General features: G+C 66.0%; 27 protein-coding genes. 4 read left to right on the plus strand and 23 right to left on the minus strand.

The window, feature by feature from the left end:
- Nucleotides 1-30: 30 nt before the first annotated feature.
- The 14 genes from NO347_RS04055 to NO347_RS04120 form a co-directional block, all read right to left on the minus strand.
- A complete protein-coding gene (locus NO347_RS04055) occupies nucleotides 31-1,542 on the minus strand; it encodes an NADH-quinone oxidoreductase subunit N (protein WP_256288371.1) in 1,512 nt (503 codons plus the stop codon).
- Nucleotides 1,542-3,068, minus strand: a complete 1,527-nt coding sequence (locus NO347_RS04060) for a complex I subunit 4 family protein (RefSeq protein WP_121568374.1) — start codon at nucleotides 3,066-3,068, stop codon at nucleotides 1,542-1,544. The genes NO347_RS04055 and NO347_RS04060 overlap by 1 nt, the downstream gene beginning before the upstream one ends.
- Entirely contained in the window at nucleotides 3,065-5,083 is a 2,019-nt protein-coding gene (nuoL, locus tag NO347_RS04065; protein WP_256288372.1) for an NADH-quinone oxidoreductase subunit L, read from the minus strand. Before nuoL ends, NO347_RS04060 begins: the two co-directional genes overlap by 4 nt.
- 1 nt (nucleotide 5,084) lies before the next feature.
- On the minus strand, nucleotides 5,085-5,387 hold the full coding sequence (gene nuoK / locus NO347_RS04070; protein ID WP_121568376.1) for an NADH-quinone oxidoreductase subunit NuoK: 303 nt from the start codon (nucleotides 5,385-5,387) through the stop codon (nucleotides 5,085-5,087).
- Nucleotides 5,387-5,746, minus strand: a complete 360-nt coding sequence (locus tag NO347_RS04075) for a proton-conducting membrane transporter (protein WP_256288373.1) — start codon at nucleotides 5,744-5,746, stop codon at nucleotides 5,387-5,389. The genes nuoK and NO347_RS04075 overlap by 1 nt, the downstream gene beginning before the upstream one ends.
- Nucleotides 5,743-6,003 (minus strand): NADH-quinone oxidoreductase subunit J, encoded by a 261-nt coding sequence (locus tag NO347_RS04080; RefSeq protein WP_089768442.1) that lies wholly within the window; start codon nucleotides 6,001-6,003, stop codon nucleotides 5,743-5,745. Before NO347_RS04080 ends, NO347_RS04075 begins: the two co-directional genes overlap by 4 nt.
- A 113-nt stretch (nucleotides 6,004-6,116) precedes the next feature.
- A complete protein-coding gene (locus tag NO347_RS04085) occupies nucleotides 6,117-6,578 on the minus strand; it encodes a NuoI/complex I 23 kDa subunit family protein (RefSeq protein WP_121568378.1) in 462 nt (153 codons plus the stop codon).
- Nucleotides 6,575-7,633, minus strand: a complete 1,059-nt coding sequence (locus NO347_RS04090; RefSeq protein WP_256288374.1) for a complex I subunit 1/NuoH family protein — start codon at nucleotides 7,631-7,633, stop codon at nucleotides 6,575-6,577. The genes NO347_RS04085 and NO347_RS04090 overlap by 4 nt, the downstream gene beginning before the upstream one ends.
- Complete coding sequence (locus tag NO347_RS04095; RefSeq protein WP_256288375.1) at nucleotides 7,633-9,303, minus strand: NADH-quinone oxidoreductase subunit D; 1,671 nt, start codon at nucleotides 9,301-9,303, stop codon at nucleotides 7,633-7,635. The genes NO347_RS04090 and NO347_RS04095 overlap by 1 nt, the downstream gene beginning before the upstream one ends.
- Complete coding sequence (locus NO347_RS04100; RefSeq protein ID WP_121568381.1) at nucleotides 9,300-10,010, minus strand: NADH-quinone oxidoreductase subunit B; 711 nt, start codon at nucleotides 10,008-10,010, stop codon at nucleotides 9,300-9,302. The genes NO347_RS04095 and NO347_RS04100 overlap by 4 nt, the downstream gene beginning before the upstream one ends.
- Entirely contained in the window at nucleotides 10,007-10,420 is a 414-nt protein-coding gene (locus NO347_RS04105) for an NADH-quinone oxidoreductase subunit A (RefSeq protein WP_256288376.1), read from the minus strand. Before NO347_RS04105 ends, NO347_RS04100 begins: the two co-directional genes overlap by 4 nt.
- A 164-nt stretch (nucleotides 10,421-10,584) precedes the next feature.
- A complete protein-coding gene (gene purE / locus NO347_RS04110; protein ID WP_256288377.1) occupies nucleotides 10,585-11,229 on the minus strand; it encodes a 5-(carboxyamino)imidazole ribonucleotide mutase in 645 nt (214 codons plus the stop codon).
- 29 nt (nucleotides 11,230-11,258) lie between these two features.
- Nucleotides 11,259-12,428 carry a 5-(carboxyamino)imidazole ribonucleotide synthase gene (locus NO347_RS04115; RefSeq protein ID WP_256288378.1) on the minus strand — a complete coding sequence of 390 codons (1,170 nt, stop codon included), beginning with the start codon at nucleotides 12,426-12,428 and terminating at the stop codon, nucleotides 11,259-11,261.
- A gap of 68 nt (nucleotides 12,429-12,496) precedes the next feature.
- Nucleotides 12,497-14,386, minus strand: a complete 1,890-nt coding sequence (locus NO347_RS04120) for a flippase activity-associated protein Agl23 (RefSeq protein ID WP_256288379.1) — start codon at nucleotides 14,384-14,386, stop codon at nucleotides 12,497-12,499.
- Nucleotides 14,387-14,499: 113 nt separating this feature from the next.
- On the opposite strand from NO347_RS04120, the gene ribH reads away from it, so the two are divergent.
- The 4 genes from ribH to rbcL all read left to right on the plus strand — a co-directional run bounded on the left by ribH (nucleotide 14,500) and on the right by rbcL (nucleotide 19,575).
- Nucleotides 14,500-14,904: a 6,7-dimethyl-8-ribityllumazine synthase gene (gene ribH, locus NO347_RS04125; protein ID WP_256288380.1), complete on the plus strand. Its 405-nt coding sequence runs from the start codon at nucleotides 14,500-14,502 to the stop codon at nucleotides 14,902-14,904.
- Nucleotides 14,901-16,049: a pyridoxal phosphate-dependent aminotransferase gene (locus NO347_RS04130; RefSeq protein ID WP_121568387.1), complete on the plus strand. Its 1,149-nt coding sequence runs from the start codon at nucleotides 14,901-14,903 to the stop codon at nucleotides 16,047-16,049. The genes ribH and NO347_RS04130 overlap by 4 nt, the downstream gene beginning before the upstream one ends.
- Nucleotides 16,050-16,152: 103 nt before the next feature.
- Nucleotides 16,153-18,195, plus strand: coding sequence for a DEAD/DEAH box helicase (locus NO347_RS04135; protein WP_256288381.1), 2,043 nt, complete (start codon nucleotides 16,153-16,155; stop codon nucleotides 18,193-18,195).
- 120 nt (nucleotides 18,196-18,315) lie between these two features.
- The gene (rbcL, locus tag NO347_RS04140) at nucleotides 18,316-19,575 is read left to right on the plus strand and encodes a type III ribulose-bisphosphate carboxylase (RefSeq protein WP_256288382.1); all 1,260 of its coding nucleotides are present in this window, start codon (nucleotides 18,316-18,318) and stop codon (nucleotides 19,573-19,575) included.
- A 28-nt stretch (nucleotides 19,576-19,603) separates the two neighbouring features.
- Here the strand turns inward: rbcL and NO347_RS04145 are convergent, their stop codons facing one another.
- The 9 genes from NO347_RS04145 to NO347_RS04185 all read right to left on the minus strand — a co-directional run bounded on the left by NO347_RS04145 (nucleotide 19,604) and on the right by NO347_RS04185 (nucleotide 26,430).
- Entirely contained in the window at nucleotides 19,604-20,197 is a 594-nt protein-coding gene (locus NO347_RS04145; protein WP_256288383.1) for a DUF2238 domain-containing protein, read from the minus strand.
- Nucleotides 20,198-20,258: 61 nt separating this feature from the next.
- Nucleotides 20,259-21,227, minus strand: a complete 969-nt coding sequence (locus NO347_RS04150) for a ribose 1,5-bisphosphate isomerase (RefSeq protein ID WP_256288384.1) — start codon at nucleotides 21,225-21,227, stop codon at nucleotides 20,259-20,261.
- Between the two features lie 310 nt (nucleotides 21,228-21,537).
- Nucleotides 21,538-21,975 carry a thioredoxin gene (gene trxA, locus NO347_RS04155; RefSeq protein ID WP_256288385.1) on the minus strand — a complete coding sequence of 146 codons (438 nt, stop codon included), beginning with the start codon at nucleotides 21,973-21,975 and terminating at the stop codon, nucleotides 21,538-21,540.
- A gap of 81 nt (nucleotides 21,976-22,056) precedes the next feature.
- Complete coding sequence (locus NO347_RS04160) at nucleotides 22,057-22,350, minus strand: DUF7521 family protein (protein WP_256288386.1); 294 nt, start codon at nucleotides 22,348-22,350, stop codon at nucleotides 22,057-22,059.
- Nucleotides 22,350-22,724, minus strand: coding sequence for a helix-turn-helix domain-containing protein (locus tag NO347_RS04165; protein WP_121568394.1), 375 nt, complete (start codon nucleotides 22,722-22,724; stop codon nucleotides 22,350-22,352). The genes NO347_RS04160 and NO347_RS04165 overlap by 1 nt, the downstream gene beginning before the upstream one ends.
- A gap of 130 nt (nucleotides 22,725-22,854) precedes the next feature.
- Nucleotides 22,855-23,928: a DUF7973 family transport facilitator gene (locus tag NO347_RS04170; RefSeq protein ID WP_256288387.1), complete on the minus strand. Its 1,074-nt coding sequence runs from the start codon at nucleotides 23,926-23,928 to the stop codon at nucleotides 22,855-22,857.
- A 6-nt stretch (nucleotides 23,929-23,934) separates the two neighbouring features.
- A complete protein-coding gene (glpK, locus tag NO347_RS04175; protein ID WP_256288388.1) occupies nucleotides 23,935-25,467 on the minus strand; it encodes a glycerol kinase GlpK in 1,533 nt (510 codons plus the stop codon).
- A 193-nt stretch (nucleotides 25,468-25,660) separates the two neighbouring features.
- Nucleotides 25,661-25,903, minus strand: coding sequence for a DUF8145 family protein (locus NO347_RS04180; protein WP_256288389.1), 243 nt, complete (start codon nucleotides 25,901-25,903; stop codon nucleotides 25,661-25,663).
- 11 nt (nucleotides 25,904-25,914) lie between these two features.
- Complete coding sequence (locus tag NO347_RS04185; RefSeq protein WP_256288390.1) at nucleotides 25,915-26,430, minus strand: macro domain-containing protein; 516 nt, start codon at nucleotides 26,428-26,430, stop codon at nucleotides 25,915-25,917.
- Between the last annotated feature and the right edge of the window lie 68 nt (nucleotides 26,431-26,498).

Genomic DNA, 26,498 nt, shown 5'->3' on the forward strand with positions numbered 1-26,498 from the left:
AAAGAAAACAAGAACGCCCGGAGACGCCGATCAGAACAGCGTCGCCGCGACGGTCTGTGCGGTCTCGATGACCGGGCCGAACGCCGGGAGCAACAGCAGCGTCCCGAGGCCGGCGAAGATGACGGCGGCGTACAGCCCGACCGGGCGGCTCTGGATCTCGAAGTCACCGCTGGGCGACTCGATCCACATCGCCTTGACGACGCGGCTGTAGTAGAACAGCGACAGCGCGCTGTTGATCGCGCCGACGGCGGCGAGCCACCAGAACCCGGCTTCGATCGCCGAGTAGAACAGGGCGTACTTCGAGAGGAAGCCGCCGAACGGCGGCAGTCCCGCGAGGCTGAACATGAACACGGTCATCGCGACGGCGGCGATCGGTGCCGTCGACGCGAGGCCGTTGTAGTCCTCGAACGTCCGTCCGACGCCCCAGTGTTCGACTAAGGCGATGAACAGGAACGCGCCGGTGTTCATGAAGCCGTAGACGAGCAGGTGCGCCATCGACGCCCCGAGGACGTCCCCGTTGGGTCCGCCGGCGGTCAGCGCGGCGAGGCCGATGAGCGCGTAACCCGCGTGCCCGATAGAGGAGTACGCGAGCATCCGCTTGACCTTCTCTTGGGTCGCTGCCGCGAAGTTACCGAGCGTCATCGTGACGACGGCGAGCACCTGGAACGCGATCACCCAGTCGACGCCCGCAGGCAGTGCGCCCAGCGGGAACGCCTCGACGAAGACGCGGAACGCGACCGCGAAGCCGGCTGCCTTCGACGCCGACGAGAGGAACGCCGAGATCGGTGCGGGCGCGCCCTCGTAGGCCTCCGGCGCCCAGAAGTGGAACGGCACGGAAGCGGTCTTGAACGCGAACCCACCGATCATCATCAGCACGCCGATGCCGAGGACGCCGGCCATCTCCGGCGCGTTGACCGCGGCGGCGACGTCACCGAGCACGAGCGATCCCGTGACGGCGTACACGAGGCTGATGCCGAACGCGAACACCGCAGAGGAGACAGCGCCGATGAGGAAGTACTTCAGCCCCGCTTCGACGCTCCCCTTGTCGTTCTTGAGGAACGCGACGAGCGCGTAGGAGGGCAGCGACGCGAGTTCGAGGCTGACGAAGACCGTCGCCAGCGAGTTCGCCATCGACAGGAGCGTCATCCCCGTCGCCGCGAACAGCACGAGCGAGTAGAACACCGCGCGGTGCTCGTGATCGCGCAGGTAGTCGTAGGAGGCGACCACCACCATCGCGGTGACGATCGTGAAGATGAGCGTGAAAAAGAGGCTCATCCCGTCGACGACGAGCGCGTCGCCGTACAGCGTGATCGCGCCGCCGGTTCGCTCCTGTCCGGTGCCGGCGACGAGGAACCACGCCGCGGTACCGAAGGCGAGGAGCGACCCGCCAGCCGACACGCTAGCCAAGAGCGCGTTGCTCGCTTCGTCCGTGCGAATCGTATCGATCCCGAGCAGCACCAGGCCGGTCAGGCCGAGCAGGATCGCTGGGGCGAGTGCCGTCCACGTCGCTGCCGGTTCTGCCTGCAGTGCGAGGTCGAACATCACAGCCCACCTCCCGAGAGGATCGGGTTCACAGCGTCTTGGATCATTCCGAAGAACAGGTCAGGCGCGACGCCGAGCACGATGACCAACAGCAACAGCACCGCCAGCGGTGCGACGTCGTGCGTCGGTGCGTTCGTGATCTCGTACTCGCCATCGAAGCTGAAGGGACCGAACAGCGTCCGCTGCATCGCGAACAGCAGGTATCCGGCGACGATGACGATGCCGAACATCGCGGCCGCCGTGAAAAGCGGCATTGCCGAGTGGACGGTGGAGGCGAACGAGCCCTTGAAGATGAAGAACTCGCCCGCGAAGCCGGCCATCAGCGGCAGGCCCATATACCCGAACGCGCCGGCGACGAAGATGCCGGCGGTGAGGGGCATCCGGTCTGCGATGCCGGACATATCGCCCACCATCCGCGTGTGGGTCGTGTTGTAGATGACGCCGACCGCCATGAACATCAGTCCGGAGATCAGCCCGTGGGCGATCATCTGGAACGTCGCGCCGCCGACCCCGTAGGTCGTGTACGCGACGAGACCGAGGATGACGTACCCCATCGAGGACACTGACGAGTACGCGACGATGCGCTTGAGGTCCTGCTGTGCGAGCGCCAGCATCGCGCCGTAGATGACGCTGATGACGGCGATGCCAGCGATGGGGACGACGAGCGCCGTCGCCACGTCGGGCATCATCGTGAAGTTGAACCGCAGCAGCGCGTAGGTCCCCATCTTCAGGAGGACGCCGGCCAGCATCACCGACACCGGCGTCGGGGCTTCGACGTGAGCGTCCGGCAGCCACGTGTGCAGCGGGGCGACCGGCACCTTCACCGCGAAGCCGAGGAACGTCGCCACGAAGGCGACCGTCTTCAGCGTCGCGGCGTCGAGACCGGCGAAGCCGCCGAGTGCACCGGCGCGGAGCGCCTGTGCGATCTCGGGCAGCCGCATCGACGACACCGAGTCGCCGAGGCCGAACACGAGCGCGATGAAGCCGATGAACATCACGAGCGACGCGACGTTCGTGTACACGAAGAACTTGATCGCTGCGTAGCGGCGGTTCGGACCGCCCCAGACGCCGATAAGGAAGTACATCGGGACGAGGACGGCCTCCCAGAAGACGAACCACGCGAAGAAGTCGAGCGCCGTGAAGACGCCGAGCAGGTTCGCCTCCATGAAGAGCATCAGCCCGTAGAACTGCGATTCTCGATTCGAGATCGGCGTCCACGCGCTGACGATCGCGAGCGTCGTGAGGATCGTCGTGAGGACGACAAGCGGCAGGCTGATGCCGTCGACGCCGACGAACCAGTGCAGGTCGAGGCCGCCGAGCGTCAGCCAGACGACGTCTGTCTCGAACGCGATCGACCCGCCCAGCAGGGCGTTCCCGCTCGCGTCGTACTGTGCCCACATCCAGAGGCTCCCGAGAACCGGGAGCGCGCTGAGTGCCGCCGCGAGTTTGCCGGCGTACTCGTCGGGAGCGACGAACACGACCAGCGCGGCGAGGAACGTGACTCCGATGAGCGCTTCAATTATCATACGAACCACCCTCCGAGAAGACCGAAGGCCAGAAGCAACGCCGTCAGGCCGAGCGTCAGCAGCACCGCGTAGTTACTCACCACGCCGGTCTGGATCCGGCGAACGCGACTGCCGGAGAACAGACTGACGCTGGAGACGCCGTTGACGACGCCGTCGACGACGCCCTGATCGAACTTGTTCGCGACGCGTGCGACCGGGCGCGTGACGCCGTTCGCCAGCCAAACCTGGTACTCGTCCTGGTAGTAGTTGTTGTACAGCAGTGTCTTGATACCGCCGAGACGGTCGGTGTGTTCGACCGGTTCGGGGACGTTGTACAGCAGGTGCGCGAGGCCCGCGCCCGCAAGCGCGAGGCCCAGCGAGACGCCGGCACCGATGGCCACTGTCGTCGCCTCACCGCCGATGTACGCGGAACTGTACGGGATGAGTTCGCCGTAGTGGTGGGCGTTCAGCGACTCCGTACTCATATCGAGCCACTGGTGCAGGAAGTCGATACCGCCGATTCCCAGCAGTTTCTCGACCGGCACCATATTCACGAGGCCCGTCGTCGCCGCGAGAACGCCGAGGACGGCGAGCGGACCCTTCACGTTCCAGCGAACGCTGTGCGGGTCGCTCGCGGTCTGGGTGCGGGGTTCACCGTGGAAGGTGAGGAACACCATCCGGAAGGTGTAGAACCCGGTGAAGAAGACGGCGAGGAGACCCATCGCGTACGCGGCGAGGAGCACGGGGCTCCCGCCGAGGCCGTGGATGAGCGTCTCATACAGCACTTCGTCTTTCGACCAGAAGCCAGAGAACGGGAAGATACCCGCAAGCGCGAGCGAGCCAGAGAGGAAGGCGTAGTAGGTGACGGGCATCTTCTCTTTCAGTCCGCCCATATCCCACATATCTTCGTTGTGGTGCATCGCGATGATGACCGACCCGGCCCCGAGGAACAGCAACGCCTTGAAGAAGGCGTGCGTCATCAGGTGGAAGGTCGCGGCGACGTAGCCGCCACCGCCGAGAGCGAGCATCATATAGCCGTACTGCGAGATCGTCGAGTACGCGAGCACCTGCTTGATCTCGCGCTTGACGACGCCCATCGTCGCCGCGAACAGCGCGGTGAAACCGCCGATCAGGGCGATGATCGCGAGCGCGTCCGGCGAGAGCGCGTAGAAGCCGTACATCCGCGCGACGAGGTAGACGCCGGCCGCGACCATCGTCGCTGCGTGGATGAGCGCGGAGACGGGCGTCGGACCTTCCATCGCGTCGGGCAGCCACGTGTGCAGCGGGAACTGCGCGGACTTGCCGACGACGCCGCCGAGCACGAGGAGACCGACGATCGTGAACCACGTCTGCGGCGCGAAGCCGAACGTGTTCACGGTCGCCTCACCGTGGAGTGCGGCCTCCGCGAGTACGGGGAACGATTCCGATCCGGAGAACGCAGCCGTGCCGAACGTCGCGAAGACGGCGACGACGCCGACGAGGAAGAAGTAGTCCCCGAAGCGGGTGACGAGGAACGCCTTCTTGGCCGCGCTCGGCGGACCCGGTTCGCGGAACCAAAAGCCGATGAGCAGATACGAGCAGAGCCCGACCAGCTCGAAGAACATAAACGCCATCAGGAGGTTGTCCGCCACGACGAATCCGAGCATCGACGCGGTGAACAGTCCGAGTCCGGCGTAGTAGCGCGGCAGGCCGACCTCGCCCTCGTCGTTCATATATCCGAGACTGAAGACGTGGACGAGGAAGGCGATGAGCGTCACGATGAGAAGCATCATCGCCGACAGTGGATCGATCAGGATGCCGAACGTCAGATCGACCGCTTCGATCCCTTCGGCCCAGGTGTAGATCGTCGCGTCGTACGTCCGCCCACCGGCGACGGTGAGGAACGTCGCGGCCGCCAAAAGCAGTGATCCCGCCGTCGCGGCGATCCCGGCCAGCGCACCGCCTTTCGGCAAGCGGTCGCCTACCGCGAGCGCGACGAGGAACGAAACGAACGGCAACAGCACGATCGCGGGTGCGAAGTCGAATATCCCTACCATCTTACCACCTCATCGTTGTCGCCTTGGTGACGTCGACGTCGTCGAAGTTGCGATACAGCACCAGGATGATCCCGATCCCGATCGCGACCTCGGCGGCGGCGAGCGCCATCATAAACAGCCCGAACGTCTGTCCCGTCACGTTCCCCCAGACGTTGGAGAACGCGACGAGGTTGATGTTCGCGGCGTTCAACATTAGCTCGACCGACATCAGGAACAGCAGCGCGTTGCGCCGCGTCAGGATGCCGAACAGCCCGATACAGAACAGCGCGGCCGAGAGGAGCAGATAGTACTGTGGGGGGACCATCAGTCGTCGTCCTCCTCGAACAGGCTTTGCTTGAGTTCCCGGCCGCCGTCGGCCAGCAGTGACGATCCGCCCTGGTCGCCCTCGCGGCGTGCGAGGTGGATCGACCCGTCGAGCGCAACGTCGAGGGTGATGGCGATGATGATGAGCGCGGCGAGGAAGCTCTCACCGGCGATATCCCCGAATTCGAGGTTGAACATCGCGTAGCCGATGCTCGCGACGATGCTCGCATCGCCCGCGAATCCTTGCGGATCGGGGAACGACGCCGAGAGTATCGTCGCGGCCATCACGACGAACAGTGCGACAGCAGCGAGGCCGGGAACGAGATGCGAACCCAGATTCAGTTCCGGTTTCGTGGTCATGTGCTACTCACCTCCGGTTGTGTACGCGTCAGCATCACGGCGAACGTGATGAGGATGAGAACCCCGCCGACGTAGACGAGGATCTGCATCGCGGCGAGGAACTCCGCCTGTAACATCACGTAGTGCACCGCGACGCTCAAGAGCGCGCCCCCGAGCAGGAGTGCGGAGTGCCAGATGTCCCGCACGAGGACGACGCCCAGGCTGCAGCCCACGGTCACGAGGGCGAACAGCGCGAACGCGATGGTTTCATAAACCATTGTGTTTGTCTCCTTGAGGTATCCCTTTGAACATTTCGAGAAGTCCGCGGGCGGCGCATACCGCCTCAGACGGACTTTGATCGGCGATCTGTCCCGCTGTGGAACGTCTCAACTCACTGGTAATCCACCTCGCCCTCGCCCTCGCCGATCCACGCGTCGCGGTCGGGTTCCCGGGAGTTGAGCGGGTCGATATCCTTGTACCACGGGACGTTCTTCAACTGCTCTTTGTTGTACACGAAGTCGTCCTTCGTGTCGGCAGTGAACTCGAAGTTCTGCGTGAGCAGGATGGCGTCGACGGGGCAGACCTCCTCACACAGCCGGCAGTAGATGCACTGCCCGATGTGGAGGTTGTACTGTTCGCCGTTGCGCTGGTCGTCCTGCACGATCTGGATGGTGTCGTTCGGACAGACGTTCTCGCACTGTCGACACCAGATGCAGCGCTCCTGGCTGAACTTGTGGACCCCGCGGAATCGGGGGCTCACTTCGGGCGCGACGTCGGGGTACTCGACCGTGAACGTCTGCCCGTCCAGTGCGTGTTTCATCGTCGTTGCCATCGATTTGAGTACGCCAATCATGCTATCACTCCCACGATGATGGCCGTGAGTGCCAGGTTCGCGAACGAGAGCACGAGCATCCCCTTCCAGCCGACGTCGAGGAACTGATCGACGCGGAGGCGGGGAATCGCCGAGCGCGCCCACTGGGTGAACAGGTAGAACGCCCAGATCTTGATCGTGAACCAGATGAAGCCCGGAAGGATCGGTCCGGCCGGTCCACCCAGGAACAGCGTCGCGGCGAGCGCGCCGCCGAGGAAGATGTGGATGAACTCACCGAGGTAGATGAGGACGAAGTACACAGAGGAGTACTCCGTCTGGAAACCGGCGACGATCTCGGTCGGCGCCTCCGGCACGTCGAAGGGGTTCCGGCCGACTTCCGCGAGGTTCGCGATCACGAACAGCACGAACGCGAACGGATTGACGAACGCGAACCACTGCGGGATCGTGACGCCGGCGACGGTGAGAAGCGGCTCGGCCTGCTGTGCGACGACCTCGCTCATCTGCAGCGTCCCGGTGAAGACGACCACCGACGCCGCGGTGACGACGAGCGGGATCTCGTAGGCGATGTTCGAGGCGATCGCGCGCAGTCCACCGAGCAACGAGTACTTGTTGTTCGATCCGTAGCCCATCATCACAATCCCGAGCGAGGCGATCGAGGACGCGGCAAACGCGAAGACCAGCCCCGTCTCGGGGTCCGCGAGGTGGATGCCGTTGCCCATCGGGATCACGGCGAACCCGAGGAGCGCGGAGAACGGCACCAGAAGCGGGCCGAGGTCGTACGACGGCCGGTCGACGTCTTCGGGAATGATGAGTTCCTTCGAGAGCAGTCGGACGGCGTCGGTGACGATGGTGAGCAGTCCGAACGGTCCGATCCGGTTGACGGCGATCCGGTCGGTGAACGCGGCGGTGATTTTCCGCTTTGCCCACGGGCCGGCGATGGCCGTCTGCACCAACAGCAAGTTGGCGATGAGGAAGGCGCCGAGGAGTCCGCCGACGATCTGTCCGACCGTGCCGGAGAGCCCCAGCAGACCGGCGATCCGCTCGGGGAGGAGCACCTGTGACTGCAGCGGTACCATCAACGATCCACCTCGCCCAGCACGATGTCGAGGCTACCGAGCGATGCGACCATATCCGGGATGTACTCGCCGGCGGACATCTCCGGCAGCGTCTGGAGGTTCGAGAAGCACGGACTGCGGATCTTGAACCGCCCCGGCTTCTCGGTCCCGTCAGCGCGGATGTAGATCCCGAGTTCGCCCTTCGCGGCTTCGACGGCGCGGTAGATCTCCGTGTCGTCCTCCGGGCGCAGGGTCCGGGGAACGTTAGACTGGATCGTCCGCTCTTCTTCGGGCCAGTCTTCGAGGAGGTCGACGCACTGCTCGATGATCTTCGCGGACTCTTCGACCTCGCGAAGGCGGACGAGCAGTCGGCTGAAGTTGTCACAGCCGTCCTCGGTGATGACGTCCCACTCGAGTTCGTCGTAGTAGCCGTAGGGGTCGTCGCGGCGCAGGTCGTAGTCGATTCCGGACCCGCGTGCGACGGGCCCCGTCGCGCCGTAGGACTTCGCGACCTCCGGCGGCAGCACGCCCGTGTCGATCGTCCGGGCCTGCAGGATCTCGTTGGAGGTGATGAGGTCGTGGTACTCCTCGAGCGCCTCCGGGAGGTCGTCGAGGAAGTCCCGAATCGTCTCGAAGAACTCCTCGCGCGGTTCCGGAAGGTCCCAGACGACGCCGCCCAAGCGGAAGTAGTTGAACATCATCCGCTGGCCGGTGAGGTCTTCGAGGACCTTCTGGACCTTCTCGCGGTCCCGCATCGCGTACATAAAGATCGCTGTGAAGTCGCCGTAGACGTCCAGCGCGAACGTCCCCACTGCGAGCATATGCGAGGCGATGCGGCAGAACTCCGCGCCCATCGTCCGGATGATCTGTGCGTACTCCGGCACGTCGATGTCGTTGAGGTCCTCCGCCGCGCGCGCGTACGCCCACTCGTTCAACAGCCCCGAGGACGCGTAGTCCCAGCGGTCGGGGTAGGGCATAATCTGGTGACGGTAGGTCTTCGTCTGACACATCTGCTCCTCACAGCGGTGGAGGTAGCCGATGTCGGGATCGACGTCTGCGACCTGCTCGCCGTCTAGTACCGTCTTCACGTGCAGGACGCCGTGTGTGGCGGGGTGGTGCGGCCCGATGTTGACGTACATCGTGTCGCCCTCCTCCTCGCGGTGGTCCTCGGCGAGCGGGTTCTCCCACTCCGAGAGCGTGACGATCTGCGGTCGGTCCTGGTCGTAGTTCTCCGAGAGCGGGTGTCCCTGCCACGTGTCGGGCAAGAGAATGCGACGCAGGTCCGGATGGTCGTCGTACTCGACGCCGATCAGGTCGTAGGCCTCCCGCTCGTGCCAGTCGGCCGTCCGGAAGACCGGCTCGGCGGACTCGCTGACGGGGTCGTCCTTCGGTGCAGGCACGACGACGCTGACCTCCCGCTGCCGGTCGTCGAAGCTCGTGAGGTGGTAGATGGACTCGTACCGATCCTCGCGTTCTTCGGCGGTGACACACGAGAGGTGATCGAAGCCGGCCTCGTCGCGGAGTCGCGTCAGGGTCTCCTGTACCGCGTCCGGGCGAATCACGAAGCCGGGTGCGTTGACGTGTTCTTCGCGGTCGACGACCAGGTCACCGAGCAACTCGGCGATCTCGTCGCCCGCGGTCGGGAGCACTTCGACGGCTCCGTCTTCGGGTTCGGGTTCTTCTAAGCTCATGGCGAATCAGCCCAGTTGTACCGCATAACCAGGTCCTCTTCGTCGATCTGTTCGGCGAGTTTGTCGACGACTTCGTCGCGTTCGAGGTCGTCGAACTGTTCGAGTTCGTACGGTTTCACCGTCACCGGACTCGACTCGCCCTCGGCGATGCGCTGCTGGAGTTTCGCTACGCCGTAGATGAGCGCCTCGGGGCGCGGGGGGCATCCGGGGACGTGGATGTCCACGGGGATGACCTCCTCTGCGCCCTTGATGACGTTGTAGCCCTCCTGGAAGGGGCCGCCCGAGATCGTACAGGAACCCATCCCGACGACGAACTTCGGTTCGGGCATCTGATCGTAGACGCGCTTCATCCGCGGGGCGAACTTCGAGACGATCGTCCCCGGGACGATGATGACGTCCGCCTGTCGCGGCGACGCACGCGGGACCCCGGCCGCGAACCGGTCGAGGTCGTGCTTCACCGAGTAGGTGTGCATCATCTCGATGCTGCAGCAGGCGATCCCGAACTGCAGCATAAACATCGACGAGCCGCGGACCCAGTTCATGAACTGGTCGAACTTCGTGAGGATGAACGGCGAGGAGCCGAACGCCTCCCGAAGTTTCGAGTTGAACCGGTTGTCCGCGCCCGAGCCCGTCATCCGGGCGTCTCGCGTCGCGGTCTGTACCTGCGTGTCGTCCGTGACGAATGGTTTGTCTCGTTCGCTACTCATACGTTTCTCTCCGTCTTTTGGCGGTTCGCCAGCGGGCTTTTGACCCACTCGACGGCGCCGTTGCGCCACGCCCAGACCAGCCCGACGACGAGCACACCGATGAAAATCAGCATCGGCAGCAACACCGCCGTGAGGTCTGCGCCCTGCTCCAGCGCGGACCGGTAGATGACGGCCCACGGGAAGATGAGAACGGTTTCGACGTCGAATACGAGAAACAGCAGTGCGACCATGTAGTACTGGATGTTGATCTGGACGCGTGCCGTTCCTGTCGGTACTTCACCGCTCTCGTAGGTGGCGCGTTTACCTTGTTCTGGCACCGATGGGCGGAGTATCGCCGACACAGCCATCATCCCGAGTGGGATGCCGACGGCGACGAGCCCAAGGGCACCGATTGCGATCCATTCACTCATTCCGTAGTCTCCCTAACATCCGGCAGTTAGCAGGCCCCCCCCATAAGCGTTGATTTATACCTCGACTGAGGTGCTACTACTGAACTTCGCTGGCTGCGGACCCGACGAACGTTACATCGGGCTGGACAGACGGAATCGCAGAACGGCTCGGAAATCGGCTTTCGTTAGGACTCGTCGCGGCTCGCCACGTAGCCTTCGACCCCGAGGTCGTGCAGGTCCCGCGAGTCGCGGGCGACCGCGCCGACGAGCCCCTCGTGGTACTCGACCAGCCGGGATTCGAGTTCGTCGTGCTCGCGCGCGAGAATCTGCGCGGCCGACAGCGCGGCGTTGAACGACTTCCCCGCGTCGACTGCGACGATGGGCGCGCCGGTCGGCATCCCGATGACGGAGTCGACGGACTTCTCCTGGACGGGAACGCCGACGACGGGGATCGGATACGCGATGGACGCGGTCATATTCGGCAGGTCGGCGGACTTCCCGCCCGCGCCCGCGATGATGACGTCGAGACCGCGGTCGGCAGCCGTCTCCCCGTAGGCGTACATCAGCTCCGGGGTCCGGTGCGCGGAGACGACGTACGTCTCGTAGGTGAAGCGCGCGTCGGGCGCGTCGCCGAAGTCGGTCTGCTCGGCGAACCCGAGTTCCGAGAGCGCCTCGTGCGCGCCGCGCATCGTGTCGAGATCCGAATCCGACCCCATAATGATCCCGACGTCGGGGGTGGTGGCGGGATCGGCGTCGGCCTCCTCGTGGAGGCGGTCGATCAGGTCCTGTACGGTCACGTCGGAGTCGTCGTCGGGCGTGTAGTCGGTCATTGTCTTCGAGTTCTGCGGTGGTCAGTTCGTCACTCGAACGTCAGCGCGTCGCGCACGTCTCTCGCGTGCGCGAGGAGTTCGTCGGCGTCCGATTCTGCGGCCGCATCGAGTTCGCCCCCTCCAGTCAGCGTGACGTGGCCCATCTTCCGCAGCGGGCGCACCTCGTCTTTGCCGTACCAGTGCAGCGACGCGTCGGGATCGCCCAGGACGGCTTCGACGTTGCCGAGTCGCGCTGGCTGGGACTCCTCGGCGGTGCCGAGGACGTTCGCCATCACGGTCGGGCATCGCAGGCGGGTCGAACCGAGCGGCCAGCCAAGAACGGCGCGGACGTGCTGTTCGAACTGGGAGGTGCGCGCGCCCTCGATCGTCCAGTGCCCGGAGTTGTGCGGCCGCGGGGCGATCTCGTTGACGAGGACCTCTCCGTCCTCGGTCTCGAACAGTTCGATGCCGAAGACGCCGCGCCCCGAGAGCGTGTCGAGGACGTCGCGGGCGACTGCCTCGGCACGTTCGAGCACCTCGTCGGTCGTCCTGGCTGGGAGGATCGTCTCCCGGAGGATCTCCTCCTCGTGGACGTTCTCGCCCGCGGGGAACGTGCGGACCTCGTCGTCGCCCTGGACGGCGATGACCGAGAGTTCGCGCGCGAAGTCGACGAACGTCTCGGCCATCGCGGGGCCGCCGACGGCGTCCATCGCTTCTTCTGCGTCTGCCGGGTCGGTGACGGGGACGTTGCCGCGGCCGTCGTAGCCGCCGGTGCGGGCTTTCAGCATCACCGCGCCGAACTCATCGAGCGCCGCGCGAAGGTCCTCGGCGTCGTCGATCTGCCGGAACGGCGGGACCGGGACGCCGGCGTCTTCGAGCGCGCGCTTTTGGACGAGTTTGTCCTCGATCGTCTCCAGCGTCTCCGGTGCGGGGTGAACCGAGAGGTCGAACTCGTCGGCGACGCGGTCGAGTAACGCCGCGTCGGCGAGTTCGATCTCGAACGTCAGCGCGTCGACACGCGAGGCGAGTTCGCGGAACGCTTCGGGGTCGTCGAAGTCACCGACGATCTGTTCGCGGGCGACCGGCGCTGCGGGGCAGTCCGGCGTCGGGTCGAGGACGATCACCTCGACGCCGAGCGGGGCGGCCGCCTCGGCGAGCATCCGTCCGAGTTGGCCGCCGCCGACGACGCCGAGCGTGGGGCCGGGTACGGTGACGTTCACGGGCGACGGTACTGGAGGATACTGAATAAACCTTGCCGAATCTCACGACGATATGTGCACGGACGTGGTTATTCGCCGCTGCCCACGCTGTCTGCGTTGTCCGCGCCGTCCTCACTCGTCTCCTCGATGCGCTCCGGGGCGACACGCTGCAGCGACTCGTCTTCGATGAACACGACGACGTCGTCGTTCCAGAGTCGGAATTTGTGCTCGAAGGCGGTGTAGCCGGGTAGTTCTGTGGCGACCTCGTCGCGGTCGTAGCCCTTCGCGATGACGACCGGCGGGGCGTCCGAGAGCGCCGTCGCGACGTCTGCGTCGGGCGGCGAACTCGTGACGTTCGCGCCGTACCGTTCCAGATACCACGGCAGCGGCAGGCGGTCGTGCCACGCGGGGCCGCCCGGCGGCGCCGTCGCGAGCGAGGACTCGTTGCGGACGTAGAACACCTCGCCGTCGTTACCCGGCGGTCGCGATCCGACGAACAGGACGTCAGTGCCGTCGTTCGCGGCCGAAACGTCGTCGACGATCTCCATTGTGGGCTTCAGCGAGTTCTCGGGCTGTGCCCACTGGAGGACTTTCTTGTCCTCCTCGGAGGCGGAGTTGAAGTACTCGGCGTTGGCCGCGGCGGCACCGCTGAAGGCCGCGAGCACGACGAGTGCCGCGAGGCCGACACTCACGGCGTCGCGAGCGGCGAGCGCCTCGCGTGCGGAGTCGACGATGAATCCGAGTCCGACGGCAGCGGGGACGGCGAGCGGGACGAGGACGTGGACCGCCGCCCACGGTGCCTGGATGTCGGTCGCGATCGGGTAGCCGAACAGCGACGCGGCGGCCCAGTACGTCGCGAACGTGACGAACTCGCGTGGGCCCTCACCACGAATCCCGTACCGATCGACGACGATTCCGAGGAGGCCGAACGCGAGCAGCGCCGGCGCCCCGTAGACGAGCGTCTCGACCAGATCGTAGAGGAACGGCAGGTACGCGTGATCCTGGTGGCTCCCCGAAGCCCACGTGTCGACGAACTTCTCGGCCGCGCCGACCGTGCCGGCGTCGGCGACGCTCGGAATCCGCGCCGGATCCCCGAACGCCTGCCACAGATCCGGGCGCGGCGCGTAGAAGAACAGCACGACCCCGAGGAAGATGACGAGGGCGACGACTGTCGTACCGAGAACGCGGGCGAGCGACGCTCGCGAGTTCGGTCCGTGCGCGAGGAGCCGATCGACCGTCGCCGCTCGCCAGCGGGCGAAGACCGCTCGGGTGGGTTCCTCTCGTGCGCGCGCCGCGAGCAGTCGGTGATCCGCCAGCAGCGCCCCCGCTCCGAGGAAACAGAGGACGTAGAGGATAGCGTTCTCCTTCGTCGTGAACGCGAGGCCGAGCGACGCGGCCGCCGGGAACGCATAGCGGAGTCGCCCGGTATCGAACCCGCGGACTACGAACCCGAGCGCGAAGACGGCGAACGCCGCCACGAGGACATCGTTGCGCATAAACCGCGAGTAGTAGACGGCGAGCGGATTCAGCGCGAGCAGCGCGGCGAACGCGACGAGTTCGACGTTCCGGAGTCGCTCGCGGAACAGCCACGCGGCCAGCGGGAGCAGACCGCCGACGACGGCGACGGGAAACCGCGCGAGGAAGTCCGAGACCGGCAACAGGGCGAACAGCCAGTCGTTGACGACCGGGAGGAACGGGCCGTGAACGATGGGACGGTACGTGTGGACGCCCGTCTCGTGGTACCGGAGGATCCAGTAGCCGACGCGGCCCTCGTCCCAGTGGAAGATCCGGCCGCCGAGAGCGACCAGACGGAGGACGAGCGCGACGGCGGTGAATCCGACGACACCGAGGAGGGCGCGGCGACGATCGAACTGATGGTCCGCGCGGGACTGCGAGGAGACGTCCGTGGGAGCCTCGCCCGTCGGCTCTCCACCGATCGTCGCGTCGGCGGTCCCGCCCGACACCTCGTCGGGACTCATTGTCACTTCCTGACTCCCACGCGGTTACAACTCTTGTGTTTGCCGCTTTCTTGAGGACCGCCGCGCGCGACCGTGCCGATACCTCTTTGACGCCACCGTGGATCCGAAAGAGTATGACAACGCTGGGATTGGTGGTGACCGAGTTCAACTCCTCGGTCACCAAACAGATGGCGGCGGCCGCGCGCGAGGCGGCCGACGAACGGGACGCGACGATCGCGGAGACGCTCCAGATTCCCGGAGTGTACGACTCGCCGCTGGCAGCCGATCGGCTCGCGCGGCGTGACGACATCGACGCGGTGGCCGTCGTCGGCGCGATCGTCACGGGAGACACGGACCACGATCAGGTGATCGCCGACGCGGCAGCCCAGTCGCTGACTGACGTCAGTCTCGATCGGGACGTGCCGGTCACGTTCGGCGTCTCCGGTCCGGGCCAAAGCGGGGCCGAAGCGCGGGAGCGCGTCGACAAAGGTGCGGAAGCGGTAAACGCCGCGGTCGATATGGTGGAGACGTTGGTATGAGTTTCGACTTCGCAGCCCGCGTCGAACGGGTCGAACCGAGCGCGACGCTGGCAATCAGCAACAAGGCGAGCGAACTGGAAGCAGACGGCGTCGACGTCGTCGACCTCTCGGTCGGCGAACCCGATTTCCCCACGCCGGAGAACATCGTCGAGGCCGGCAAGGACGCGATGGACGCCGGACACACCGGATACACGCCCTCGAACGGCATCCCGGACCTCCGTGCGGCGATCGCCGAAAAACTCCGGAACGACGGCATCGACGCCGTATCGGAGGAGGTAATCGTCACGCCCGGCGGCAAACAAGCGCTCTATGAGACGTTCCAGACCCTCATCGACGACGGAGACGAGGTCGTCCTCCTCGACCCCGCGTGGGTCTCCTACGAGGCGATGGCGAAGCTCTCGGGCGGCTCGCTCAGCCGCGTCGACCTCGCGCCCTACGACTTCCAGCTCGAACCCGCGCTCGACGACCTCTCGGAAGCGGTTTCCGACGACACCGAACTGCTCGTCGTCAACTCCCCGTCGAACCCGACCGGCGCGGTCTACTCCGACGCGGCGCTCGAAGGCGTCCGCGACCTCGCGGTCGAGCACGACGTCACCGTCATCTCCGACGAGATCTACCAGGAGATCACCTACGGTGTCGAGCCCACGAGCCTCGGCTCGCTCGACGGAATGAGCGACCGGACGGTCACTATCAACGGCTTCTCGAAGGCGTACTCGATGACCGGCTGGCGGCTCGGCTACGTTCACGCGCCCGAATCGCTCATCTCGCAGGCGGCGAAACTGCACTCGCACTCGGTGTCGTGTGCGGTCAACTTCGTCCAGCACGCCGGACTGGAAGCCATCGAGAACACCGACGAGGCCGTCGTGGAGATGCGCGACGCCTTCCGCGAGCGCCGCGATATGCTCGCCGACCTCTTCGAGGAGCACGGCGTCGACGTCCCGATCGGCGACGGCGCGTTCTATATGATGCTGCCCGTCGACGACGACGACCAGGAGTGGTGCGCCGGCGCGATCGAGGACGCCCACGTGGCGACCGTCCCCGGCTCGGCGTTCGGCTCGCCCGGCTACGCCCGGATCTCCTACGCCGCAAGCGAGGAGCGACTCCGCGAGGCCGTCGAGCGACTCGCCGAGCACGACTACATCTGAGCGGCGAACGCTGGCAATCTGCCCGCCACGACGCGCATTGTGAGCGGGTAGCCGCTTCGCTCCGCCCGCGAATTTTTATACGATACCGACGCCACTCGTAGACGTGCACGTCCGGGATCTCCCCGTCTCCGCGGCCGTCCGCGGGCACTACCGCGACTCGGGGATCGACGAACTGTATCCGCCGCAAGCCGCGGCTGTCGACGCCGGCATCACCGAGGGCGCGAACGTCGTCGCCGCGATCCCGACGGCGTCGGGAAAGACGCTGATCGCGGAGTTGGCGATGCTGACCGCCGACGGACCGGCGCTGTACGTCGTCCCATTGCGCGCGCTCGCCCGCGAGAAGTACGAGTCGTTCGCGGAACTCCCCGGCGTCAGCGTCGGTATCTCCACGGGCGACTTCGACTCGCCGGCCGAGGAACTCGGCGACGAGGACATCGTCGTCGCGACCGCCGAGAAGGTCGACTCCGCGATCCGCAACGGCGCGTCGTGGGTTGAAGACCTCGCTTGCGTCGTCGTCGACGAGGTCCACCTCCTGGGTCGCCCGCGCCGCGGCCCGACGCTCGAAGTCACGCTCGCGACGCTGCAGCGGCGCGCGCCGGGCGTCCAGATCGTCGCGCTCTCGGCGACCATCGACAACCCCGACGACGTGGCGGACTGGCTCGACGCCGAACTCGTCGAGTCGACGTGGCGGCCCGTCTCCCTCCGCACGGGCGTCTACGCCGACGGCTCGGTCGCCTTCGACGACGACAGCACGCTCACGGTCGACGTCGACGCCGACGACGAACGCGACGATCACGACACCGAAGTGACGGCGGCACTCGTCGCCGACGCGATCGACGGCGGCGGCCAGTGTCTCGCGTTCGTTCGCTCACGCCGGGAAGCGGAGGCGCTCGCGACGCGATTGGCGCAGGAAGACCTCGTCGCGCCCGGATCAGCCCAGACGACGTTGGACGGTGCCGCGTCGGGAGCTACGTCGGCAGCGGATCTCGCGGACGACATCCGCGACAGCGGCGCCACCGAGACGGGCCGGCGACTGGCTGCGGCGGTCGAATCCGGCGTGGGATTCCACCACGCGGGGCTCGTGAGCGAGCACCGCGCGCTGGTCGAGTCCGCGTTCCGAGATCGGACGCTCGGTGTGATCTGTGCGACGCCGACGCTGGCGGCGGGCGTGAACGTCCCCGCGCGCCGCGTCGTCGTCCGCGACCTCGAACGTTACACCGGCGAGGAGATGAGTCCGCTGCCGGTCCTCGAAGTCCACCAGATGTGCGGCCGCGCCGGCCGCCCGCACCTGGATCCGTACGGTGAAGCGGTCCTCGTCGGCGACGAGCGCACGGCGGACCGGCTCTGGGACCGCTACGTCGACGCCGGCCCCGAAGCGGTCGAGTCCCAACTGACCGCGCGCGAGGCGCTCCGCACCCACGTCCTCTCGGTGGTCGCCTCGGGGTTCGCCGACTCGAAGCCCGGCGTGCTCGACTTACTCGATGCGACGTTCTTCGCCCACCAGTCGCCCGACGTCGACCTCTCCGGCCTTCTCGACGACGTCGCCGACGAGTTGGCCGCGATGGACCTGCTCGACGTCGGCGCCGCGGATGCCAGCCCATCCAGCGAGCGCGACGGCGACGCCCTCGCTGCGACCGACCTCGGTGCGACGGTGTCGCGCCAGTACGTCCGCCCCGAAACCGGCGCGAGACTCGTCGCGGCCGTGCGGGCGATCGAGTCGATGGCCGCCGCCGACGTCACCGCCCGCACCGCGCTCGGGGCCGTCTGCGCGACGCCTGATATGCGCGGGACGTACCTCGGGAACCGCGAACGCGCCGACATCTATCGGTACGCGACGCGGCACGCCGCGGAGTTCACGACCGCGCCCGACGAGGCCGACGACTTCGAGGCGTGGCTCTGTGCGGTCAAACTGGCGCGTATCCTCTTGGAGTGGAGCGAAGGCGCGACGATCGAGACGCTCGTCGAGCGGTACCGGATCGGACCGGGCGACGTCGAGTCCCACGTCGAACGCGCGACGTGGCTCCTCGGGGCCGCCGACGCCGTGGCGCGGACGCTCGAAGCGGATGTCGACGTCTTCGAGCGCGTGCGACACGAGCTCGGAGAGTCCGGAGACGACGCCGAGAACCCCGACCGAAGCCGACCGTAACGAGGGCCGGGTGGTCGGCTCGGAGTCCAGACTGTGAACCCCACGCAGTCCGCCGGATTCGCCTGCCCGCATACGGTTCGGCGACGAAATTTATCAGTCCAGGGCGTGAATCGGTCCCCTATGGCCGGAATCACCTACGAGGATTTCATCGACCTGTCGTACGACCCCGCCGACGCGGATCTGGTCTGTACGTTCCGGATCGACCCCGCCGAGGGGATGTCCGTCGAAGACGCCGCCTCCCGCGTCGCCTCGGAGTCCTCCAACGGAACGTGGGCGGCGCTCCCGACGGGCGAGGGCTTCACCGATATGGGCGCGACCGCGTTCGACATCGAGACTGGGGACGGCGACGCCGAGATCAAGGTGGCCTACCCCGAGGGGCTCTTCGAGCCCGGGAGTATGCCGCAGATCCTCTCGTGCATCGCGGGCAACATTATGGGGATGAAGGCGGTAGAGACGATCCGCCTCCTCGACTGCGAGTGGCCCGAAGGCCTCGCGACGTCGTTTGCGGGACCGCAGTTCGGCTCGTCAGTGCGCCAGGATATCTTCGGCGTCGACGACCGGCCGATCCTCGCGACGGTCCCCAAGCCGAAGGTCGGGCTCTCGACGGAGAAGCACGCCGAGGTCGGCTACGAGGCGTGGACGGGCGGCGTCGACCTCCTGAAAGACGACGAGAACCTCACCGACCAGGCGTTCAATCCCTTCCACGACCGCCTCGTCGAGAGTCTCGCCCAGCGGGACCGCGCCGAAGACGAAACCGGCGAGAAGAAGTCCTACCTCATCAACGTCACCGCCGACACGAACGAGATGCTCGAACGCGTCGACCAGGTCGCCGCGGAGGGCTGTGAGTACGTGATGGTCGACGTGATCACCACCGGTTGGGCGGCCGTCCAGTCCGTGCGCGAGCGCTGTGAGGAACTCGGGCTCGCTATCCACGCCCACCGGGCGATGCACGCCGCGTTCGACCGCCTGCCGAACCACGGCGTCTCGATGCGCGTCCTCGCACAGATCGCTCGCCTCGTCGGCGTCGACCAGCTCCACACCGGCACCGCCGGCCTCGGGAAACTCGCGAACGAGGACACCGTCGGCATCAACGCGTGGCTCCGCGACGATCTCTACGGCCTCAACGACGTGTTGCCGGTCGCCTCGGGCGGCCTCCACCCCGGACTGGTCCCGGATCTGCTGGACGCGACGGGGACGAACGTCTGCGTGCAGGCCGGCGGCGGCATCCACGGTCATCCCGACGGCACCCACGAGGGCGCGAAGGCGCTCCGCGCGGCCGTCGACGCCTACGCCGAGGACCGCTCGCTGGAGTCGAAAGCCGACGAGAGCCCCGCGCTCCGGACGGCGATCGAAAAGTGGGGTACCGAGACGCCGCGATAGTCACCCGCGTCCGAGCCGAGAAACGCGTTCAATCCGACCGCGCGCCGACCGATCCGCGCTCGTCGACCGCGCTGCGACGACGATACAGCGTCGCGGCGACCGCGAACAGACCGGCGCCGCTCGTGTTTACGACGAGGTCGATGATCGTATCGACCACGTAGAAGCCGAGCGTCCAGTGGTGCCAGAACGTCTTGAAGACGAACTCGTAGACCTCGAATCCGGCTCCGATCGCGAGGACGGCGGGGACGACCCAGAACGGCGAGCGGAGCGTCGGCCCGCGGAAGGTGACGCCGAGCAGCGCGGCGACGCCGAGTCCACCCATCGCGTGCGTGAGCAGGTCCCACCACGGCAGTACCGTGTAGACGTTGTAATAGACGCCGCCGAAGTGCAGCCCCGAAACGAGGACCGACCAGATCGCGATCGCGGCCCACGCGGCGGTCAGGTGATCGCCGCGGGGGAGTTCTCGTCGCAGGCGTCCGACCAGGACGGCCGGCCACGATCGGAGGGCGTGATTCGTGGGGTAGCCCGACGTCGCCATCGTCGCCCACGCCGCGACGAGCGCGAGGGCCACGGAACCGACTCCGACGACGAGCTTTGGAGAGAGATGCGGGGGAGTCGCCATCGACGCGAGATGGCCGGTGCGCCGGTAAAACTCTTCTGTGGCTGGTGGCGGTGCGGTAGCGTTACGGTTCCGCCCAGGGGTCGCTAGTGCTCTCGCCGAACAGTTCGCGCATCAGCGTGACGATGCTCTCGGGTGGGTACTGCCCGCGCTCGGTCACGATCGCGTCGACGTACCGCGGCGGCGTCACGTCGAAGGCCGGATTCAGCACCGTCGGATCGCCGATGTCGGCGGCCGTCTCCTCGTCGACGACTTCCTCTTCGGCCCGCATCTCGATGTCGACGGTGTGGCCGGTGAGCGTTTCGGGGTGCAGTTTGATCGTCTGAGCCGCACAGACGATTGGTGTTCCCCGGTCGCGGGCGTTGACGGCGAGCCCGCTCGTCCCGATCTTGTTGATGACGGAGCCGTCGGCCGCGATGCTGTCTGCGCCGACGAGGACGTGATCGACGTCGTTGAGGTAGCGGCGTGCCGCGGAGTCGACGATGAGCGTCACGTCGACGCCCATCTCGGAGAGTGCCTCCGCCGTGATGTGGCCCTGGTTCCGCGGCCGCGTCTCCTTGACGTACGCCGACAGCGACTTGCCCTGTTCGACCGCGGTCTCGACACAGGCGAGGACGTCCGTGGAGTGACAGTGCGTCATAACCGTGTCGCCGTCGCGGAGGCGGTTCGCCCCCATTCGACCGAGGTCGCTCTGGGCCGTGTCCAGGCGGTCGCAGAACTCGGCGACGCTCGTGTGAACGCTCTCGCGGAGATCCTCGACCGTTCGCCCGTCGACGTCGCGAAAGACGTACCGGAGGGCGTTCGGGAGGCTCACCGCCGTCGGCCGGGTGTCGTAGAGGATTCGAGCGGCCGCGCGGAGTTCGGCGCGGAACGCTGCCGGCGAGTCCGCGTCGCTCGCGTCTGCCTGCGCGCCGAGTGCTTCGGCGGCGGCGGCAGCGATCGTGGCCGCACCGCGGATCTCCATTGAGCCGATGTCCTCGGCCGTCCGGTGGACCGCCTCCGCGACCTCGACATCTGGTGCGGGATCGCTCATACAGGCTCTTCGCAGGGGCGCGTGAAAAGCGCGCTCCCGACCCCAGCACTCTCACCGAAGACGCGGTGGCCGGTGTCGACGGCGTCCCCGACCGCGGGCGAGCCTGCTCTGACAACGGCGTACTCGCGTTGCGGTGGGGCCTGGGAACGGGGGGTGGGAGCGCCTGATCGTCGACTCACCGGCGGGGTGCCAGGGCCGGCAACGTCGGCGACGTGGGCCTCGCCGCAGCGTCGTTCGGGGCGAGCGGAAATGACGGGGGAAGACTACGGTGGTCGGGGGTTGGGGGAGCGCTACCGGGCGCGACTAACCCTTACTGGTACTGCTCGATCAGCGAACGGAGCGTCGACTCGTCGCGGACGCCGACGACCTGTTCGACGGCCTCGCCGTCGCTGAACAGCATCAGCGTGGGGACGCCTCGGACCTGATACTGCTGTGCGAGCTGTTGGTTCTGGTCGATGTCGACCTTCGCGACAGCGGCGTCTGTGGACTGTGCCAGCGATTTGACCGTCGGTTCGAGCATCTTGCACGGTCCGCACCAGTCCGCGTAGAAGTCGACGAGGACGACGTCGTACTTCGAGACAGCGTCCTGAAGCTCCGAGGACCCGTGTACGTGGACCGGCTCGGACGGGACCGTCGCGCTCTCGTCGTCCTCAGCCGGCTCGTCGTCGTTTACTTTCGAGGCCAGTTCTTCGCGCTTCTGGGCGCGGATCTCGTCGAGTTCGTCGTCTGTTCCTTGTGACTCGCTCATCGACCTTCCGTAGGGAGGCCTAAAATAAAACAGTTTTGCAAGCGAAAGACAATACACACCGCGTCACTCAGCGTCCGACGGTCAGTCGGCGTACAACGAATACGTGATGACGGCGAAGCCGACGAACGTCAACGTCGCGTCGATGAGGATGCCGGTCGCGAGGTCGACGCCGAGGATGAAGTCGAAGGTCCCACCCAGCAGCGAACCGAGGGTGATGACTCCGAATCCGAGCGAGAACGCCCGGAGCGGTCGCGCGCCCGTCTTTCGGTAGGCCTTCAGCGAAAAGTACGTGATGAGCCCGCCGAGGATGAGGATGCCCGTCTTCACGACGACGATTCCCGTTGCGATGCTTGTCGATGCGGTCGTGTGTGCCATTATGTTTCCTCCCGTACTGCGGTCCAGATATCCGCGAGTCGTTCTTCGGGGCCCTGCTCGGAGTAGGCGATCTGGACGTCGAGTTCTCGTGACTCCGTGAGAGCGATGCGGACCTCGTCGAACGCGACGGCGTACGTGGTCGTGTGGTGTCCGTCCGACCGTATCTCGGTGCCCTCTTCGAGGAGTTCCGCCTCCGTCAGTAAGTCGAGCTTTCGATACGTCGTCGACAGCGGAATGTCACAGTCCTCGGAGAGTTCACTCGCCGTCCGCGGTTCGTCCAGCGCCTTGATGATGGCTCTGGCGTCAACGTCGTCGAGCGCATCGAGTACTGACTGAAGGTCCGCTGGCTCCTCTGCGGACGGCTCGCGCGCCATTATCGAACCCTCGGCAAGCGACGTTATTAATGCCCTGGGATCCGCGACGCCGGCAACACGCACGACGGCGGGCGCGGCTTCGGCCGCAAACCTGAAAAAGCAGCGCCGAAACCGACGGTTTCGATAGTAGCTACAGGCCGAGGTAGCCGGCGTTGGGAAGCAGCCCGAGGAGATACAGGACGCCCACGGCCAGCATCACGACGGCGATCGAAATCGCCGGCGGGTCGACGTGCGTTTCGCCGTGGGAGTAGAACACCCGCTGGCTCACTTCCGCGACGACTCCGGTGACCCCACCGAGCGCGCCCGCAGCGAGCAACGCCGCCGGTTCGCTCCCGAGTGCGGGCATCACGAGAATCGCCCCGACGGACCCAAGAAGCGTCATATGGTGCGTGACGGGAATCCGATCGACGCCGAGGTTGAGGAACAGCAGGCTGATCGCGGAGATCGCATAGCCCATAAACACGCTCCCGGTTTCGAGCCAGATGTACCCGCTGAGGACCCCGGCGACCACGCCGAGTGCAGCAACGCCGCTCCACTCGTACTGGTGTGGAAGCCACGGCTCCGTCGCCAAACGGCTCTCGATCGTCCCCCCGTCGGGTGCAACACGTGGTTCTTCCCGTTCGAAGGGCGACATATCGAACAGACTCGTGCCACCGACCTGGCCGAGGATCGAGTACCCGAAGGCGACGCGCGCGATGATGGCCGTCACGAAGACCGATACCGCAATTCCGTCCGTCGGGAGACCGAGGCCACCCACGAGTCGCGTCACCAAGAGCCCGAGGACACCGAAGAGGCCCCCGACAGCCAAGATGTCCGATTTCGGGCCGAGCGCGAATCCGATGTTCTTTCCGAAGTGATAGGCCCAGCCGTCCGGTTCCATCTCGGGATACCGCTTTGCCGCATACGCCGCCGCAGCGACGCCACCCGCGAAGCTGATGTGCGGACCAGTCACCGCCCCGAATCCGATGACGCCGGTCACGCCCGTCGCCAGCTCACCCTGGGGGACGAGGTCCAGCCCCGAGACTTCGCGCTGCAGGATGGCGAGTCCCTCCCCGAGGAAGACGACGAAGCCAGTGAAGATGAACGCCGGCAGGGCACCGATCGCCGCACCGAACGCGCCCCCCGCGAAGGCCGCGATCAGTAACACTACGAGCCGGTCGAACTCCAGCCCCAAGACTGGTATCTGAAGGAGGAAATCCGTCATCGCTCCTCACTCGTCCCGGGCCCAGTCCAGTGAGCGCTGCACGGCCTCGCCCCAGCGCTCGTACCGCTGGTCGATCGTCTCGGGGCCCTCTTGCGGTGTGAACTCGCGGTCGATCTGCCAGTTCGCTCTGAGTTCTTCTTTCGTGTCCCAGTAGCCGACCGCAAGCCCGGCAGCGTACGCCGAACCCAGCGCAGTCGTCTCGTCGACTTCGGGGCGGACGATTTCGGTCTGGAGGACGTCCGACTGCAACTGACAGAGGAACGTGTTCTTCACCGCGCCGCCGTCGACCCGGAGCGAGTTGGTCTCGATGCCCGAGTCGGCCTCCATCGCTTCGGCGACGTCACGGGTCTGGTACGTGATCGATTCCAGCGTCGCACGGACGAGGTGCTCCCGACGCGTCCCCCGCGTCATTCCGACGATGGTCCCGCGGGCTCGGCCGTCCCAGTGTGGAGCCCCGAGACCTGTGAACGCCGGTACGAGGTACACGCCGTCCGTCGAATCGACCGACCGAGCGAGCTCTGCGGTCTGTGCCGCGTTGTTGATCAGGTCGACGTCTTCGAGCCACTCGATCGCGGCCCCCGTGATGAAGATCGAGCCCTCGAGAGCATACTGAACGGGTTCGCCGGAGAGCTGGAACCCAACCGTCGTCAGGAGGCCGTGATCGGACTTGACAGCCTCCGTCCCAGTGTTCATCAGGTAGAACGAGCCGGTGCCGTAGGTGTTCTTCGCGTCCCCTTCGTCGAAACAGGTCTGCCCGAACAGCGCGGCCTGTTGGTCACCCAGTGCGGCAGCCACGGGAACGGATGCATCCAAGAACCCGTCCGGGTCCGTGTGTCCATACAGGCGTTCGTCAGACGACGGACGGACTTCCGGGAGCATCGCGGCAGGTACGTCGAACTCCGCGAGGAGGTCCTCGTCCCACTCCATATCCCAGATGTTGTACAGCATCGTTCGCGAGGCGTTCGTGACGTCCGTGATGTGGTTGCCGGTGAGGTTGTAGATGAGCCAGGTGTCGATCGTCCCCATCATCAGCTCGCCTGCCTCGGCGCGCTCGCGGAGGTCGTCACTGCGCGAGTGCTGCATCTTCAGCGGGTCGGCGTTGTCGAGGATCCACTCGGTCTTGGTCGCCGAAAAGTACGCGTCGGCTTCGAGGCCCGTCTTCTCTCTGATCCACTCGATTTTTTCGGCCGCCTCCAACTCCTCGATCCGCTCGGTCGTCCGGCGGTCCTGCCAAACTAACGCGTTACAGACCGGTCGACCGCTGTTGGCGTCCCAGACGACCGTCGTCTCCCGTTGGTTCGTGATGCCGAGTGCCTCGAGTTGCGTCGCCTCGATGCCTGCCTCCTCGACCGCGCGGACGACGACGTCCTGCGTGTTCTCCCAGATTTCCATCGGGTCGTGTTCGACCCATCCGGGGTTCGGGTAGTGTTGTTCGTGTTTCTCGTAGGCGTTGGCGACCACGTTCCCGTCGTGGTCGAAGATAATAAATCGCGTTCCTGTCGTTCCCTGGTCGATCGAACCGATATACGTGTCTGCCATTGTGTGCTCTCGGGACGGAACGCGTTCTGCGTCTGCCCCCGGTCTGAGAAAGAAGAACACGGCACCGAGTAATAAATTTTACTTACAAACTATGTTATTACTGTTTAATCTGAATGTTTGTACGACTCAATCCTATTAAATATAATATAATTAACTGTGTTGTATATCCGAGGTCGTAATTTCGAGGCCCTTGCTATTCGAGGTGGCCGTCGACCGGCGTCGTCTCCTGGGTGTCGGTAGGCGCTGTCTGTTCGTGTGTGTGATGATAAAACCGAACACGGGCTTCGCCATCGACGAGAACCGGATCGAAACAGACCCGTCGGAACCGTTCGTTGTCGAGGAGGTTCACCAGGAGGCCGGCGTCGTGTTCCGACACCGAATCGTACTCGACCTCACACACCGGACAGCGCGCGGGGGCGTCGTCTGGAACGTGCACGGCCCCGGCAGTCAGGCGTGCTCCTCGCGGAGTTCGCTGGCGACGCGGGAGACTGTCCCGTATTCGTCGTCGCCGTACGTGATGAACCGCACGTCGGTGAGCGACCGGGGGTCGAACGCCCGGATCGTCTCGGCGATAATTCGCGCTCCATCTTCCAGTGCGAAGCCGGCGACGCCACAGCCGAGCGCCGGGATCACGAGCGACTCACAGCCGAGTTCGTCGGCGCGTTCCAGCGCGTGACGCGTCGCCTCGCGGATGCTCTCGGCCGTCGCCTGCCCGTCGCCGTAGTGCGGCATCGCGGCGGCGTGGATCACGTAGTCGGCGTCGAGGTCGTACGCGTCGGTGACGGCGACTTCGCCGAGGTCGATGGGCCCCTTCGCAACTGCGGCGTGATTGAGCGCCTCACCACCGCCTCGACGGAGCGCGCCAGCGACGCCGGATCCCATCTGGAGGCTCGTTCCCGCCGCGTTGACGAGGGCGTCCGCGGACTCCGCCGCGATGTCGCCTTGAACGACTGTGAACTCCATACGCTCTCTTACGCCGGCGTCGTGAAAAGCGTCGGTGCCAGCAGCGGACGCGCCCGACAGCGGGGTTC

It is taken from the genome of Halobellus inordinatus, from assembly GCF_024464655.1.
GTDB classification, from domain to species: Archaea; Halobacteriota; Halobacteria; order Halobacteriales; family Haloferacaceae; genus Haloquadratum; species Haloquadratum inordinatus.

Bases quoted from the DNA above. Each gene is read 5' to 3' on its own strand.
- nuoK (WP_121568376.1), bottom strand. From the start codon at position 5,387: ATGGTCCCCCCACAGTACTATCTGCTCCTCTCGGCCGCGCTGTTCTGT.
- nuoL (WP_256288372.1), bottom strand. From the start codon at position 5,083: ATGGTAGGGATATTCGACTTCGCACCCGCGATCGTGCTGTTGCCGTTC.
- glpK (WP_256288388.1), bottom strand. From the start codon at position 25,467: ATGGCAGACACGTATATCGGTTCGATCGACCAGGGAACGACAGGAACG.
- rbcL (WP_256288382.1), top strand. From the start codon at position 18,316: ATGGCCGGAATCACCTACGAGGATTTCATCGACCTGTCGTACGACCCC.
- purE (WP_256288377.1), bottom strand. From the start codon at position 11,229: ATGACCGACTACACGCCCGACGACGACTCCGACGTGACCGTACAGGAC.
- NO347_RS04120 (WP_256288379.1), bottom strand. From the start codon at position 14,386: ATGAGTCCCGACGAGGTGTCGGGCGGGACCGCCGACGCGACGATCGGT.
- trxA (WP_256288385.1), bottom strand. From the start codon at position 21,975: ATGAGCGAGTCACAAGGAACAGACGACGAACTCGACGAGATCCGCGCC.
- NO347_RS04075 (WP_256288373.1), bottom strand. From the start codon at position 5,746: ATGACCACGAAACCGGAACTGAATCTGGGTTCGCATCTCGTTCCCGGC.
- NO347_RS04170 (WP_256288387.1), bottom strand. From the start codon at position 23,928: ATGACGGATTTCCTCCTTCAGATACCAGTCTTGGGGCTGGAGTTCGAC.
- NO347_RS04185 (WP_256288390.1), bottom strand. From the start codon at position 26,430: ATGGAGTTCACAGTCGTTCAAGGCGACATCGCGGCGGAGTCCGCGGAC.
- NO347_RS04165 (WP_121568394.1), bottom strand. From the start codon at position 22,724: ATGGCGCGCGAGCCGTCCGCAGAGGAGCCAGCGGACCTTCAGTCAGTA.
- NO347_RS04060 (WP_121568374.1), bottom strand. From the start codon at position 3,068: ATGATAATTGAAGCGCTCATCGGAGTCACGTTCCTCGCCGCGCTGGTC.
- NO347_RS04160 (WP_256288386.1), bottom strand. From the start codon at position 22,350: ATGGCACACACGACCGCATCGACAAGCATCGCAACGGGAATCGTCGTC.
- NO347_RS04105 (WP_256288376.1), bottom strand. From the start codon at position 10,420: ATGAGTGAATGGATCGCAATCGGTGCCCTTGGGCTCGTCGCCGTCGGC.
- NO347_RS04100 (WP_121568381.1), bottom strand. From the start codon at position 10,010: ATGAGTAGCGAACGAGACAAACCATTCGTCACGGACGACACGCAGGTA.
- NO347_RS04085 (WP_121568378.1), bottom strand. From the start codon at position 6,578: ATGATTGGCGTACTCAAATCGATGGCAACGACGATGAAACACGCACTG.
- NO347_RS04145 (WP_256288383.1), bottom strand. From the start codon at position 20,197: ATGGCGACTCCCCCGCATCTCTCTCCAAAGCTCGTCGTCGGAGTCGGT.
- ribH (WP_256288380.1), top strand. From the start codon at position 14,500: ATGACAACGCTGGGATTGGTGGTGACCGAGTTCAACTCCTCGGTCACC.
- NO347_RS04150 (WP_256288384.1), bottom strand. From the start codon at position 21,227: ATGAGCGATCCCGCACCAGATGTCGAGGTCGCGGAGGCGGTCCACCGG.
- NO347_RS04055 (WP_256288371.1), bottom strand. From the start codon at position 1,542: ATGTTCGACCTCGCACTGCAGGCAGAACCGGCAGCGACGTGGACGGCA.
- NO347_RS04130 (WP_121568387.1), top strand. From the start codon at position 14,901: ATGAGTTTCGACTTCGCAGCCCGCGTCGAACGGGTCGAACCGAGCGCG.
- NO347_RS04095 (WP_256288375.1), bottom strand. From the start codon at position 9,303: ATGAGCTTAGAAGAACCCGAACCCGAAGACGGAGCCGTCGAAGTGCTC.
- NO347_RS04090 (WP_256288374.1), bottom strand. From the start codon at position 7,633: ATGGTACCGCTGCAGTCACAGGTGCTCCTCCCCGAGCGGATCGCCGGT.
- NO347_RS04080 (WP_089768442.1), bottom strand. From the start codon at position 6,003: ATGGTTTATGAAACCATCGCGTTCGCGCTGTTCGCCCTCGTGACCGTG.